At 66.5% G+C, this 13,153-nt stretch carries 14 protein-coding genes; 9 read left to right on the top strand and 5 right to left on the bottom strand.

The window, feature by feature from the left end; genetic code table 11:
- Window positions 1-14 precede the first annotated feature (14 nt).
- From PSA7680_RS01710 to clpX, 4 genes are all read left to right on the top strand, one after another.
- Entirely contained in the window at window positions 15-1,268 is a 1,254-nt protein-coding gene (locus PSA7680_RS01710; RefSeq protein ID WP_085866937.1) for an MGH1-like glycoside hydrolase domain-containing protein, read from the top strand.
- Window positions 1,268-2,314 (top strand): ABC transporter ATP-binding protein, encoded by a 1,047-nt coding sequence (locus PSA7680_RS01705; RefSeq protein ID WP_085866936.1) that lies wholly within the window; start codon window positions 1,268-1,270, stop codon window positions 2,312-2,314. Before PSA7680_RS01710 ends, PSA7680_RS01705 begins: the two co-directional genes overlap by 1 nt.
- 349 nt (window positions 2,315-2,663) lie before the next feature.
- On the top strand, window positions 2,664-3,290 hold the full coding sequence (locus PSA7680_RS01700; protein WP_085866935.1) for an ATP-dependent Clp protease proteolytic subunit: 627 nt from the start codon (window positions 2,664-2,666) through the stop codon (window positions 3,288-3,290).
- 147 nt (window positions 3,291-3,437) lie between these two features.
- The gene (gene clpX / locus PSA7680_RS01695; protein ID WP_085866934.1) at window positions 3,438-4,703 is read left to right on the top strand and encodes an ATP-dependent Clp protease ATP-binding subunit ClpX; all 1,266 of its coding nucleotides are present in this window, start codon (window positions 3,438-3,440) and stop codon (window positions 4,701-4,703) included.
- Window positions 4,704-4,814: 111 nt separating this feature from the next.
- Here the strand turns inward: clpX and PSA7680_RS01690 are convergent, their stop codons facing one another.
- The gene (locus PSA7680_RS01690) at window positions 4,815-5,084 is read right to left on the bottom strand and encodes a hypothetical protein (protein ID WP_085866933.1); all 270 of its coding nucleotides are present in this window, start codon (window positions 5,082-5,084) and stop codon (window positions 4,815-4,817) included.
- Window positions 5,085-5,269: 185 nt separating this feature from the next.
- Between PSA7680_RS01690 and PSA7680_RS01685 the strand changes: the two genes are divergently transcribed.
- Genes PSA7680_RS01685 through PSA7680_RS01675 form a run of 3 tightly spaced genes read left to right on the top strand, consistent with a single transcriptional unit; the run spans window position 5,270 to window position 6,650 of the window.
- A complete protein-coding gene (locus PSA7680_RS01685) occupies window positions 5,270-5,644 on the top strand; it encodes an NADH:ubiquinone oxidoreductase subunit NDUFA12 (RefSeq protein WP_085866932.1) in 375 nt (124 codons plus the stop codon).
- Window positions 5,645-5,646: 2 nt separating this feature from the next.
- Window positions 5,647-6,099 carry an outer membrane lipid asymmetry maintenance protein MlaD gene (gene mlaD, locus PSA7680_RS01680; RefSeq protein WP_085866931.1) on the top strand — a complete coding sequence of 151 codons (453 nt, stop codon included), beginning with the start codon at window positions 5,647-5,649 and terminating at the stop codon, window positions 6,097-6,099.
- Window positions 6,096-6,650 carry a DUF2155 domain-containing protein gene (locus tag PSA7680_RS01675; protein ID WP_085866930.1) on the top strand — a complete coding sequence of 185 codons (555 nt, stop codon included), beginning with the start codon at window positions 6,096-6,098 and terminating at the stop codon, window positions 6,648-6,650. Before mlaD ends, PSA7680_RS01675 begins: the two co-directional genes overlap by 4 nt.
- Here PSA7680_RS01675 and aat read toward each other — a convergent pair.
- Genes aat through accB form a run of 3 tightly spaced genes read right to left on the bottom strand, consistent with a single transcriptional unit; the run spans window position 6,559 to window position 9,131 of the window.
- Window positions 6,559-7,227: a leucyl/phenylalanyl-tRNA--protein transferase gene (gene aat / locus PSA7680_RS01670; RefSeq protein ID WP_085866929.1), complete on the bottom strand. Its 669-nt coding sequence runs from the start codon at window positions 7,225-7,227 to the stop codon at window positions 6,559-6,561. The genes PSA7680_RS01675 and aat overlap by 92 nt on opposite strands.
- A 46-nt stretch (window positions 7,228-7,273) precedes the next feature.
- Entirely contained in the window at window positions 7,274-8,620 is a 1,347-nt protein-coding gene (accC, locus tag PSA7680_RS01665) for an acetyl-CoA carboxylase biotin carboxylase subunit (protein WP_085866928.1), read from the bottom strand.
- A gap of 10 nt (window positions 8,621-8,630) precedes the next feature.
- Window positions 8,631-9,131 (bottom strand): acetyl-CoA carboxylase biotin carboxyl carrier protein, encoded by a 501-nt coding sequence (gene accB / locus PSA7680_RS01660; protein ID WP_085866927.1) that lies wholly within the window; start codon window positions 9,129-9,131, stop codon window positions 8,631-8,633.
- Window positions 9,132-9,443: 312 nt separating this feature from the next.
- On the opposite strand from accB, the gene PSA7680_RS01655 reads away from it, so the two are divergent.
- Both PSA7680_RS01655 and preA read left to right on the top strand, forming a co-directional pair.
- Window positions 9,444-10,778, top strand: coding sequence for an NAD(P)-dependent oxidoreductase (locus tag PSA7680_RS01655; protein ID WP_085867128.1), 1,335 nt, complete (start codon window positions 9,444-9,446; stop codon window positions 10,776-10,778).
- A gap of 20 nt (window positions 10,779-10,798) precedes the next feature.
- Complete coding sequence (preA, locus tag PSA7680_RS01650) at window positions 10,799-12,103, top strand: NAD-dependent dihydropyrimidine dehydrogenase subunit PreA (protein ID WP_085866926.1); 1,305 nt, start codon at window positions 10,799-10,801, stop codon at window positions 12,101-12,103.
- 180 nt (window positions 12,104-12,283) lie between these two features.
- Here the strand turns inward: preA and PSA7680_RS01645 are convergent, their stop codons facing one another.
- Window positions 12,284-12,898 (bottom strand): TetR family transcriptional regulator C-terminal domain-containing protein, encoded by a 615-nt coding sequence (locus tag PSA7680_RS01645; protein ID WP_085866925.1) that lies wholly within the window; start codon window positions 12,896-12,898, stop codon window positions 12,284-12,286.
- Window positions 12,899-13,153: the final 255 nt, after the last annotated feature.

Here is a 13,153-nt window from a genome sequence, read left to right as displayed (position 1 = left end):
AAAGACAGGACGAAATGACGGAGCAACTGGATCAGCAGGCCCGCGACATCATGACGGGCAACGATCGTGGCGGCTACACGGTGCCCACCAGCGGACTCTACCCCTACCAGTGGAACTGGGACAGCATGTTCGCGGCGTGGGGGTTCTCCACCTTCGATCGTGCCCGCGCCTGGGTGGAAGCGGAGACGCTCTTCGCCAGCCAGTGGGAAAACGGCATGGTGCCCCACATCATCTTCCACCGCGAGGTGCCGGAGTATTTTCCGGGGCCGGAAGTCTGGGGGCGCGAGCGCAGCCCCGCCACCTCGGGCATCAGCCAGCCGCCGGTGGCCGCGACCCTGATCCGCTGGATCTACGAGGCCGACAGGGCGGAAGGCGCGGCGCATCTGCGCGCCCTCTACCCGAAGCTGCTGGCGTGGCACCGCTGGTTCATGGCGCACCGCTGCGAGCGCGGCATGATCGTCGTCACCCACCCGTGGGAAAGCGGGCGCGACAATGCTGCCGACTGGGACGCGGCCATGGCCAATGTCGATGGCTCGGGCGTGGGCGAATACACCCGGCGGGACACCTCCCACGTGGATGGCTCCATGCGCCCCACGAAGGAGCAGTACGACCGCTACCTTGCGCTTGTCCACTTCGGGCGTGATTGCCATTGGGATGAAGAGGTTATCCGGCAAAGCTCACCCTTCCGGGTGGCCGATCCTGGGATGAGCTTCATCTTCCTGCGGGCCTGCCGCGACCTGGCGGCGCTGGGCGCGGAACTGGGCGAGGACACCTCCGAGATCGCGGGCTGGATCGCGGCGCTCGAGGAGGGGGCGGCCAGCCACTGGAACCCGGAGCGCGGCCACTACGATTCGGTCGATATCCGCACCGGCCGGTTCAGCGGCGCGCTCAGTTCCGGGGCCTTCCTGTGCTGGTATGCCGGCGTCGGCGGCGATGCGATGCTGCCCGCGCTGGAGCGCATCATGCAGGCGGTGCGCTACCCGGTGCCGAGCCTCGATCCGGCCGATCCGCGTTTCGACGCGCCGCGCTACTGGCGCGGGCCGATGTGGGGGATGTTCAACGCCCTCATCGCGCGCGGGCTGGCGGAAGCGGGCCACGGGGCCATTGCCGAGGATCTGCGCCGCCGCACCGCCGAGTGCATCGCGCGGAACGGCTTCTACGAATATTTCAACCCGGTGACGGGCGCCCCGGCAGGCGGCGGCCTGTTCACCTGGACAGCAGCAATCTGGCTGACCTGGGCCTCGCCCGCAGCCGAGGGGAGGGTGTGATGGGCGCCATCGAACTGAAAGCCGTCGAGAAATGGTTCGGCGAACTGCAAGTCATCAAGGGGGTGGATCTGAAGGTCGAGGACGGCGAGTTCATCATCTTCGTCGGCCCCTCGGGCTGCGGGAAATCCACGCTTCTGCGGATGATCGGCGGGCTGGAGGAGACCAGCCGGGGCGCCATCCTGATCGACGGCGAGGACGTGACCTCGCATTCGCCCAGCAAGCGCGGGCTGTCGATGGTGTTCCAGAGCTACGCGCTCTATCCGCACATGACCGTGGGCGAGAACATGGGCTTTTCGCTGAAGACCGCCGGCGCCCCCAAGGCCGAGATCGCGGAGAAGGTGGGCCATGCGGCGCGGATCCTGAAGCTCGAACCCTTCCTTGAGCGCCGCCCCAAGGCGCTGTCGGGCGGGCAGCGGCAGCGGGTGGCGATCGGGCGCTCCATCGTGCGCGACCCCACGGCCTTCCTCTTCGACGAGCCGCTCTCCAACCTCGATGCCGCCCTGCGGGTGGAAATGCGCTACGAGATCGCCAAGCTGCACCAGTCGCTGAAGTCCACGATGATCTACGTGACCCACGACCAGGTGGAGGCGATGACGCTGGCCGACCGCATCGTGGTGCTGGACGGCGGGAAGATCGCGCAGGTGGGCAGCCCGCGGGAGCTGTATGAAAACCCGGCGAACCTCTTCGTGGCGCAGTTCATCGGCTCGCCCAAGATGAACGTGATGCCCTGCACCACCTCGGGCGATGTCTTCCGGCTTGAAGGCGGGCGCGGCGGGGCGTTCCCGGGCGGCGGCGCGGCGGTCTCCGTGGGCGTGCGCCCGGAGCACATCACGCTCGGCGCACCCGGCACCGGGGCCTGCGACGGCGTGGTGGACGTGCTGGAATACCTCGGCGCGGACACCTTCGTGATCATCGACGCCGGCCCGCTGGGCCAGATCACGGTGCGGGTGACGGGCGACAGCCTGCTGCGGCCGGGCGAGGCCGTGGGGCTGACGTTTGATCCCGAGCGGCTGCATTTCTTCAATTCTGATGGGCTGGCGGTTTAGCAAGCGCTGTTGGGGCTGGGCCCGTCTGCGGGCGGGATCGAGGAGGCCATCGCTCTCGAAAGCCGCGGTTCCAACGTTTGTTTTTAGATCTAAGGGCAGCGAAGACCCGCGGGGTGGTGCGAATAGCGCCGCCCCGTTTTGCAAAGGCAAACCTTCGGTTTGACGGGGGCGGGTCGGCGCTGCCCGGCGTGCGCCGGGCGGGAGTATGAGAGTTGGTGCAGGGCGTTGCCTAAGCCTCCACCCCCCCGCACAAATGCCTGCCCCCCTTGCAGCCCCCAGAGCGCGACACTAAGACTCTGGTAGTGACCCATCGCGCATCATCGCGACAAGCAGCAGGCAGGCGAAGAGAATGAGAGATCCCCACGAATTCTACATGAACACCCTCGTGCCCATGGTCGTCGAGCAGACGAGCCGCGGCGAACGGGCCTACGACATCTTCTCGCGCCTTCTGAAGGAGCGGATTATCTTCCTGTCGGGCCCCGTGCATGACGGCATGTCCTCGCTGGTCGTGGCACAGCTTCTGCACCTTGAGGCGGAAAACCCGAGCAAGGAAATCTCGATGTACATCAACAGCCCCGGCGGCGTCGTGACCTCGGGCCTGTCGATCTACGACACCATGCAATACATCAAGCCGAAGGTCTCCACGCTCTGCGTCGGGCAGGCGGCCTCCATGGGCTCGCTGCTGCTGGCGGCCGGCGCGCCGGGCATGCGCTTCTCGCTGCCGAACTCGCGCATCATGGTCCACCAGCCCTCCGGCGGCTACCAGGGCCAGGCGACGGACATCATGATCCACGCCCGCGAGACCCAGAAGCTGAAGGATCGCCTCAACGGCATCTACGTGAAGCACACCGGCCAGAAACTGAAGGCCGTGGAAGACGCTCTGGAGCGCGACAACTTCATGTCGGCCGAGGAAGCCAAGGAGTGGGGCCTGATCGACGAGATCGTCGAAAACCGCGTGAAGGACGACGACTCCTGATCATGAATCGCGGCGGCAAAAGCGCCTCGAAAGGGTGCGTTTTTGCCGTTGTGGATACCCGGGCGCTGGCCTACTGTTGAGCGCAAGAGACGACGGAACGCTCCCAAGCGGGCGCATCAAGGGGCCAGCGGGCCCAGAGGATAGCACATGGCGAACAACGCAAGCGGCGACGGCAAGAACACCCTTTACTGCTCTTTCTGCGGAAAGAGCCAGCACGAGGTGCGCAAGCTGATCGCGGGCCCGACGGTGTTCATCTGCGATGAATGCGTCGAGCTGTGCATGGATATCATTCGCGAGGAGACGAAATCGGCAGGCCTGAAAGCCACCGACGGCGTGCCCACCCCGAAGGAGATCTGCGATGTGCTCGATGATTACGTCATCGGCCAGGCCCACGCCAAGCGCGTGCTCTCCGTGGCCGTGCACAACCATTACAAGCGTCTGAACCACGCCGGGAAATCCGAGATCGAGCTGGCGAAGTCCAACATCCTGCTGATCGGCCCCACCGGCTGCGGCAAGACGCTGCTGGCCCAGACGCTGGCGCGCATCCTGGACGTGCCCTTCACCATGGCCGACGCCACCACGCTGACCGAAGCCGGCTACGTGGGCGAAGACGTGGAGAACATCATCCTCAAGCTGCTCCAGGCCTCCGAATACAACGTGGAGCGGGCGCAGCGCGGCATCGTCTACATCGACGAGGTGGACAAGATCACCCGCAAGTCCGACAACCCCTCGATCACCCGCGACGTTTCGGGCGAGGGCGTGCAGCAGGCGCTTCTGAAGATCATGGAGGGCACCGTGGCCTCCGTGCCGCCGCAGGGCGGCCGCAAGCACCCGCAGCAGGAATTCCTGCAGGTGGACACCACCAACATCCTGTTCATCTGCGGCGGCGCCTTCGCAGGGCTCGACAAGATCATCGCGCAGCGCGGCAAGGGCTCGGCGATGGGCTTCGGTGCCGACGTGCGCGACGAGAGCCAGAAGACGATCGGCGAGCACTTCAAGGATCTGGAGCCGGAGGATCTGCTGAAATTCGGCCTGATCCCCGAGTTCGTGGGCCGTCTGCCGGTGATCGCCACTCTGGAAGACCTGGACGAGGACGCGCTCGTCACCATCCTGACCGCGCCGAAGAACGCGCTGGTGAAGCAATACCAGCGCCTGTTCGAGCTGGAAGACGCCGAGCTGACCTTCACCGACGACGCCCTGCGCGCCATCGCCAAGCGCGCCATCGAGCGCAAGACCGGCGCGCGCGGCCTGCGCTCCATCATGGAAGACATCCTGCTCGACACGATGTTCGAACTTCCGAGCATGAAGAACGTGGAGAAGGTCGTCGTCAACGAAGAGGCCGTCACCAGCGACGCGGCGCCGCTTCTGGCCTTCTACGAGCCGGAAAAGGGCGAGGAAGCCAGCGCGAGCTGAGCCGCGCGGCAAGGCTGAAGTTACGGGCAGGGCGGGGATTTCCCCGCCTTTTCCATGTCCGCTTGCCGCGTCCGGCCGGCATCCGGGGCGGGCAGGGCAGGGGCGCGAGGTTCAGCGGCGACGCAGGTTCTTGTAGAGGCCGGTCAGGAAGCCCACGGCGAGGCTCAGGCCGATCACAACCGGCACGTTGAAGGTGTGGCGCGCGCCCATCGTCTTGCCTTCGGGCAGGAAGAAGAAATATCCGCCCGCAAGCGCCAGCGCGTAGAGCAGCAGGAAGCCGCCGAGCTCCCGCTCCTTCGGTTCGCGCGAATGCGTCAGGGCAAAGGCGCCGTAGCCGGCCGGGAAGCCGACGATCAGCAGGACGAAAACAGCATAGAGCATGCTCTGCCTCCTTCAGGTCATGGCCCCATAGTGGGGGAAGGCGCCCGCCCGGCAAAGAGAATTCTTTCAAGGGCTTCGCCGCAAGGTTTGGGGCAGGGCGGCGGCGCAGCGCCGCGCCCCGCACGGGCCACTGGACGTTGCGCCTCACATCGGTCATATGAAAGGGAAGGAAACCGGAGGGTGCCATGAACTTTCTTCTTCGTCTTCTCACCTGGTGGAATGGCTCCACCCTGGGCACGCAGATCTTCACGGCCCGCAAAGGGGTGAAGGTCGGCGAAGACGAGCAGGGCAACGTCTTCTACGAAACCCGCGACGGCAAGCGCCGCTGGGTCGTCTACAACGGCGAAGTCGAGGCCTCGCGCATCTCCCCGGACTGGCACGGCTGGCTGCATTTCACCTGGGACGAGCCGCCCACCGCCAAGCCGCTGGCCCACAAGCCGTGGGAAAAGCCGCACAAGGAAAACCTCACCGGCTCCGCCCTGGCCTATGCGCCTCCCGGCTCCCTGCGCCGCGCGCAGCCGGTGGAACGCAAGGATTACGAAGCCTGGCAACCTGAGTGAGCATGGCTGAAAACCTGACAGAAACCCTGGTGGGGGCGGGCGTCGTGGCCGTGGCCGCGGGCTTCCTGCTCTACACCTCTCAGGTCACGGGGCTGGGCTCCGGCGGCGGTGGCGGAGCCTATCCGCTCAAGGCGAGCTTCCGCTCCGTGGAAGGCGTGACCGTCGGCACCGACGTGCGCCTGGCCGGGGTGAAGATCGGCACCGTCACCGCGCTCACCCTGAACCCGGAGACGTTCCGTGCCGATGCCACGCTGACCCTTCAGGACGGCATCGAGATCCCCGACGACAGCGCCGCGGTGATCGCCTCCGAGGGGCTGCTGGGCGGCAATTTCGTGGAGGTCGTGCCCGGTGGCTCGCCCTTCGCCTTCGCCCCCGGTGACGAGGTGCTCGACACCCAGGGCGCCGTGAGCCTCGTCTCGCTCCTGCTGAAATTCGTGACGGGCGACGGCCAATGACTTCGCGCAGACGGCCCCATGCCCTGCTGGCGCTCACGCTGGCCGCTTCCCTTGCCGCGGGCACCGCGGTGGCGCAGACCTTCGGCCTGCTGCCCGAGGAGCAGCCCGGCGCCAATCCCAACGGCGAGATCGTGGAGCGCACGCTCGAAGAGCAGTCCGACGGGTTGAGCCTCATCATCGACGACACCATCCGGCTGATCGAGATCGACGACCGCGAGAAGGCCGAAACCGCGCCGGGCGGCGTGCTGCGGGCGCTCGACAAGGTGGACGGCGCGCTCCAGGATCTAGCGCTCGAGAACGGCGGGGGCGCCAGCTTCGGCCGCATCGATGTGGTGCTCGATGAATGCCGCGTCCCGGCGGACAACCCCACCGGCGACGCCTACGCCCATGTGACGATCCACGACCAGGTGCTGGACAAGACGGTGTTCGAAGGCTGGATGATCGCCTCCTCGCCCGCGCTCAACGCGCTGGATCACCCGCGCTACGACGTCTGGCTTCTGCGTTGCGGGCCAGCAGCTCAGCCGGAGACGGACACCGCGTCTGGCGATTGAAATCGGCATCCTTTTCAAGGGCTTCGGCAAGGCGCGCATGGTAGGCGGCTCGGGTGATCTCCCGCGCGCCCAGCCGCGCGAGATGCGGCGTGAGAAACTGCGTGTCAAACAGGGTGAAGCCGCCTTCGCGCAGCCGGTCCACGAGATAGGCCAGCGCCACTTTCGAGGCATCCGTTTCGCGGGAGAACATGCTTTCACCGAAGAAGGCGCCCTTGAGGGTGACGCCGTAGACCCCGCCGACCAGCGCGCCGCCGTGCCGCACCTCGATGGAATGGGCGTGGCCGCGCCGGTGCAGCGCGAGGTAGAGGCGGCGGATTCGATGGCTGATCCAGGTCTCCTCGCGCTCCGCGCAGCCGTCCAGAACGCCCTCGAAATCGCTGTCGCAGGAGATGTCGAACCGGCCAGAGCGGATGCGGCGCGCCAGGCTGCGGGAGATGTGGAAGCCGTCCAGATCGAACACGCCGCGGCGTTGGGGATCGAGCCAGAAGATGTCTTCGTCGTCGCGGGATTCGGCCATCGGGAAGATCCCGTTGGCGTAGGCCTGCAACAGGAGTTCGGGGGTCAGGGCGAGATCCATCGCGGCCTCGCGGGCGGATGGCCCCCGCCGCGGCGGGGGCACACCCTCAACTCATGTTGGCGTCGAGCCATTTTTCCAGCCAGTGGATGTCGTAGGAGCCGCGCTGCACGTCTTCCTCGGCCAGCAGCATCCGGAAGAGCGGCACGGTGGTGTCGATGCCGTCCACGATCAGCTCGCCGAGCGCGCGGTCCAGGCGCGCCAGAGCCTCCTGGCGGTCGCGCCCGTGGACGATCAGCTTGCCGATCAGGCTGTCGTAGTAGGGGGGGATGGCGTAGCCGTCGTAGAGCGCGGAATCCATCCGCACGCCCAGCCCGCCGGGTGCATGGTAGGCGGTGACCTTGCCGGGGCAGGGCGAGAAGTTGGGCAGCCGTTCGGCGTTGATCCGCACCTCGATGGCGTGGCCGTTGATGGCCAGATCTTCCTGCGTGAAGGACATCGGCAGGCCTTCGGCCACGCGGATCTGCTCGCGCACGAGGTCCACGCCGAAGATGGCCTCCGTTACCGGGTGCTCCACCTGCAGGCGGGTGTTCATCTCGATGAAGTAGAACTCGCCGTCCTCGTAGAGGAATTCGATGGTGCCGGCCCCGATGTAGTTGATCTTGGCCACGGCCTCCGCACAGGTCTTGCCGATCCGGGCGCGCAGCTCCGGGGTGATGACGGGGCCGGGGGCCTCTTCGAAGACCTTCTGGTGGCGCCGTTGCAGCGAGCAGTCGCGCTCGCCAAGGTGCACCGCGTTGCCCTTGCCGTCGCCGAAGACCTGCACCTCGATGTGGCGCGGCTTGCCGAGATATTTCTCGATGTAGACTTCATCGTTGCCGAAGGCCGCCTTGCCCTCCGCCCGCGCGGTGCGGAAGGCGGTTTCCAGCTCTTCGGGCGTGCGCGCGAGTTTCATGCCGCGCCCGCCGCCGCCGGCGGTGGCCTTGATGATGACCGGGTAGCCGATCTCCGCCGAGACCTTCTTGGCGGTCTCGTAGTCCGGCACGCCACCGTCGGAGCCGGGCACGCAGGGCACGCCGAGCTTCTTCATCGTATCCTTGGCGGTGATCTTGTCGCCCATGATGCGGATGTGTTCGGCGGTGGGGCCGATGAAGGTGATGTCGTGATCTTCAAGCGCCTGCACGAAGGTCGCGTTCTCCGACAGGAAGCCGTAGCCCGGGTGGATCGCCTGGGCGCCGGTGATCTCGCAGGCGGCGATGATCGAGGCGATGTTGAGGTAGCTCTCGCCCGAGGGCGGCGGGCCGATGCAGACGGCCTCGTCGGCCATGCGCACGTGCATCGCGTCGCTGTCGGCGGTGGAATGCACGGCGACGGACTTGATGCCCATCTCCCGGCAGGCGCGGATCACGCGCAGCGCGATCTCACCCCGGTTCGCGATCAGGATTTTTTCGAACATGGCTCTGGCCTTATTCGAGGATCACGAGCGGCTGGCCGAATTCCACGGCATCGCCGTCGCCCACGAGGATCCGCTTGACGGTGCCGGAGGCCGGGGCCGGGATGTGGTTCATGGTCTTCATCGCTTCCACGATGAGCAGCGTGTCGCCTTCCTTGACGCTGGCGCCCACGGTGATGAAGGCCGCGGCGCCCGGTTCGGGAGCAAGGTAGGCGGTGCCGACCATCGGCGAAGTCACGGCGCCGGGGTGGCTGGCGGGATCCTCCGGCAGGTCCGCGGCCGGGGCGGCTGCCGGGGCCGGTGCGGCGGCGGGGGCCACGGCAACCGGGGCGGGGGCGGCGACGGCAGGCGCGGCGTAGGCCACGCCTTCGGCCGTCTTGCTGACGCGCACGTTCAGGCTGTCGTCCTCGCCGTATTCGCGCATGACCTCGATCTCGGTCAGGTCATTGTCGTTGAGCATCTCGGCGAGCGCCTTGATGAAAGCCACGTCGTTTTCGTATTTGTTTTCTGTCATGCCGTCCTCGATGGTCTGGCGCCTGTCTGAAGCAGGCTTGCCCTGAGCTACGCGGTTTATACGCTACGTCACGAGCGGGGAAAAGTGGCGTGGGCGACATTTCTTTCCCCGGTCTTTTCCCGCCGACATCCGCTGTTTTGCTGCGCCACCGCACGACCTGTGGCGAATATTTGTGCGCCGCGCCCCTCCGGCTGCCCAAATCCTGCCGCGCGGTGCAAGTCGCGGTGATTTCAGAAAATTTACCATTTGATAAAAAAATCAGCCTGTGCCACGCTGATCCCAATAAGAACAGATGCCAGCAGAGAGGCCATGATGCCCAACAGCCAGTTGACCCCCGGCATAGTCGCCGGGCGCTTGCCGGATGACTCCTACGCGGAGAATTTCGCCGATCTCCATGCACCGCTCGATGCCCATGAGGCGCAGGTGGCGGCGGACCGCTGCTACTTCTGCCACGACGCCCCCTGCGTCACGGCCTGTCCGACGAGCATCGACATCCCGCTCTTCATCCGCCAGATCGCGACCGGCACGCCGGAGGCCGCCGCCAAGACGATCTTCGATCAGAACATCCTTGGCGGCATGTGCGCCCGCGTCTGTCCCACGGAGACGCTCTGCGAGCAGGCCTGCGTGCGCGAGGCGGCGGAAGGCAAGCCGGTGATGATCGGCCAGTTGCAGCGCTACGCCACCGACAGGCTGATGGAGAAGAACCGGCACCCCTACACGCGCGCGCCCGAAACCGGCAAGCGCGTGGCGGTCGTCGGGGCGGGGCCGGCGGGGCTGGCCTGCGCCCACCGCCTGGCGATGCACGGCCACGACGTGACGGTCTACGATGCGCGCAACAAGCCCGGCGGGCTCAACGAATACGGCATCGCGGCCTACAAGGCGGTGGATCGCTTCGCCGAGCGCGAGGTGTCCTGGCTGCTGCAGATCGGCGGCATCCGCCTGGAGACGGGCAAGGCGCTCGGGGCCGGGCTGACGCTCGAAGCGCTGCGGGAGGATTTCGACGCGGTGTTCCTCGCGATCGGGCTGGCCGGCGTGAACGCGCTGCGGGCGCCGGGCGAAGACAAGGCCGGCGTGGAAGACGCCGTGTCCTTCATCGCCGAACTGCGGCAGGCCAGCGATCTCTCGGCCCTGCCGATCGGCCGCAACGTCGTGGTGATCGGCGGCGGGATGACGGCGGTGGATGCCGCCGTGCAGGCCCGCCTGCTGGGCGCGCAGAACGTCACCATCGCCTACCGCCGTGGCCGCGACCGCATGGGCGCCTCGAAGTTCGAACAGGATCTCGCGGCCTCTCGGGGCGTGCGCATCCTCGAGAACGTGCAGCCCAAGGCGATCCACGGCAACGGCAGCGCGGTGGAGATCGAACTGGAATACACCGAAGAGACGCCCGAGGGGCTGAAAGGCACCGGCGAAACCTTCCGCATTCCGGCCGACCAGGTGTTCAAGGCCATCGGCCAGACGCTCGAAGGCGCGCCCGAGGGGCTGGAGATCGCCGGCGGCAAGATCGCCGTCACGGGCGCGGGCCAGACGAGCCTGCCCGGTGTCTGGGCCGGCGGCGACTGCGCCTCCGGGGGCGATGATCTGACCGTTACAGCCGTGGCCGAAGGGCGGGATGCCGCCGAGGCCATCCACGCCGCTCTCGGCGCTTGATTTCAGGGAAGGATACCCAAATGGCAGACCTTTCAAGCACTTTCGTCGGGATCAAATCCCCCAACCCCTTCTGGCTCGCCTCCGCGCCGCCGACCGACAAGGAATACAACGTCCGCCGGGCCTTCGAGGCAGGCTGGGGCGGTGTCGTCTGGAAGACGCTGGGTGCGGAAGGCCCGCCCGTCGTCAACGTCAACGGCCCGCGCTACGGCGCGATCTGGGGGGCGGACCGGCGCCTGCTGGGCCTCAACAACATCGAACTGATCACCGACCGCCCGCTCGAGGTGAACCTGCGCGAGATCAAATCGGTGAAGCGCGACTACCCCGACCGCGCGCTCGTCGTCTCGCTCATGGTGCCCTGCGAGGAGGCCGCGTGGAAGGCGATCCTGCCTCTGGTGGAGGAGACCGGCGCCGATGGTGTCGAGCTGAACTTCGGCTGTCCGCACGGGATGGCGGAGCGCGGCATGGGCTCTGCCGTCGGGCAGGTGCCCGAATACATCGAGATGGTCACGCGCTGGGTGAAGCAGAACAGCCGCATGCCCTGCATCGTGAAGCTCACCCCCAACATCACCGACATCCGCAAACCGGCCGAGGCCGCCGCGCGCGGCGGGGCCGATGCGGTGAGCCTGATCAACACGATCAACTCCATCACCTCGGTGAACCTCGACGAGATGTGCCCGGAGCCGATGATCGACGGGCAGGGCTCCCACGGCGGCTACTGCGGCCCGGCGGTGAAGCCGATCGCGCTGAACATGGTGGCCGAGATCGCCCGCAACCCGGAAACCGCGAACATCCCGATCTCGGGCATCGGCGGCGTCACCACCTGGCGGGACGCGGCGGAGTTCATCTCGCTGGGCGCGGGCAACGTGCAGGTCTGCACGGCGGCCATGACCTACGGCTTCAAGATCGTGCAGGAGATGATCTCGGGCCTGTCCCAGTGGATGGACGAAAAAGGCTACGCCTCGGTGGACGAGGTGGTGGGCCGCGCCGTGCCGAAGGTGAAGGACTGGCAGGATCTCAACCTGAACTACGTGGCCAAGGCCTCGATCAACCAGGATGACTGCATCAAGTGCGGCCGCTGCTTCGCCGCCTGCGAGGACACCAGCCACCAGGCCATCGCCATGAGCGAGGATCGGACCTTCACCGTGAAGGACGACGAATGCGTGGCCTGCAACCTCTGCGTCAACGTCTGCCCGGTGGAAGGCTGCATCACCATGGTGCCGATGAAGCCCGGCGAGGTGGATCCGCGCACCGGCGAAGTGGTGAAAGAGGAATACGGCAACTGGCAAACCCATCCCAACAACCCGGCCGTCTGGGCGGCCGAGTGAGCGGGTTCTCCCCAACGATAACACCCTGATTGCACCACCTGCCCCGGCCTGAGAAGGCCGGGGCTTTTTCGTGCGGCGCTCCTTTTTCGCGACGATTGGAGCCGAGGGCGGAACCAGACCGCGGGGTGGGGGCGGCGGGCCGCCGGGCGAGGTCTGGCCAAACAGGCCCCTTGGAAATCGTCAGGTCCGCAGCATCTTGGTGAAAAGCTGATCGAGATAGGCCTTTGCATCCTCGAAGCTGGTTTTGCTTCGCTCCGCCAGGATCCATTGCACCTGCACCTCGAAATCGGCGTAGTGCTGGGTGAGGGACCAGATCGAGAAGATCAGGTGGTAGGGATCCACGGGGGCGATCTTCCCGGCGTCGATCCAGCCCGAGATCACCGCGGCCTTCTCGTCCACCAGCTCTTTTAGCTCGCCCTTGATCGCCTCCTCGATCCGTGGGGCGCCCTGCAGAATCTCGTTTGCGAACAGGCGGCTCTCGCGCGGGAAATCCCGGCTCATCTCGAGCTTTCGGTCCACGTAGGCCAGGATCTCGGGGATCGGCTCGCCGCCTGCGTCCAGCGCGCGCAGCGGATCGAGCCAGGTGTCCATCAGCTCGCTCAGAAGCTCGACGTGGATCGCCTCCTTGGAGGGGAAGTAGTAGAGCAGGTTGGGCTTGCTCAAACCTGCCGTCTGGGCGATCTGGTCGAGCGTGGAGCCGCGGAACCCGTATTGCGAGAACACCTCCAGCGCGGCTTCGAGAATCGTTTCGATGTTCTTGCGCTGGATGCGCGTGCGCTTGGGCTTGTCTCTCACCGCCGCTTCTCCCGGACCGTTCCCGCTTCACCGCCTGCGCCGTTGCGCCGGCGCTCAATTTCTCGCCACCCCCGCCGGCCACGCGCTCCCTATGGCATCACCGGATGCACGGGGGAAGGGCACATGCCGATTTCACGGGCAGGGAGGCCTGCGAAATCCTTGACTGATACCCCATCTCTGCTAGCGTGATCTTGACCAGATGGTCAAACATTTTCGGACGCCACCCGGCCCAGCAGAAAAGAAGCCGGGAAGCCA

The sequence above is a fragment of the Pseudoruegeria aquimaris genome, from assembly GCF_900172235.1.
Lineage (GTDB): Bacteria > Pseudomonadota > Alphaproteobacteria > Rhodobacterales > Rhodobacteraceae > Pseudoruegeria > Pseudoruegeria aquimaris.
Note: the sequence above shows the minus strand (reverse complement) of the source record. Positions and strands in the feature narration are given on the sequence as shown.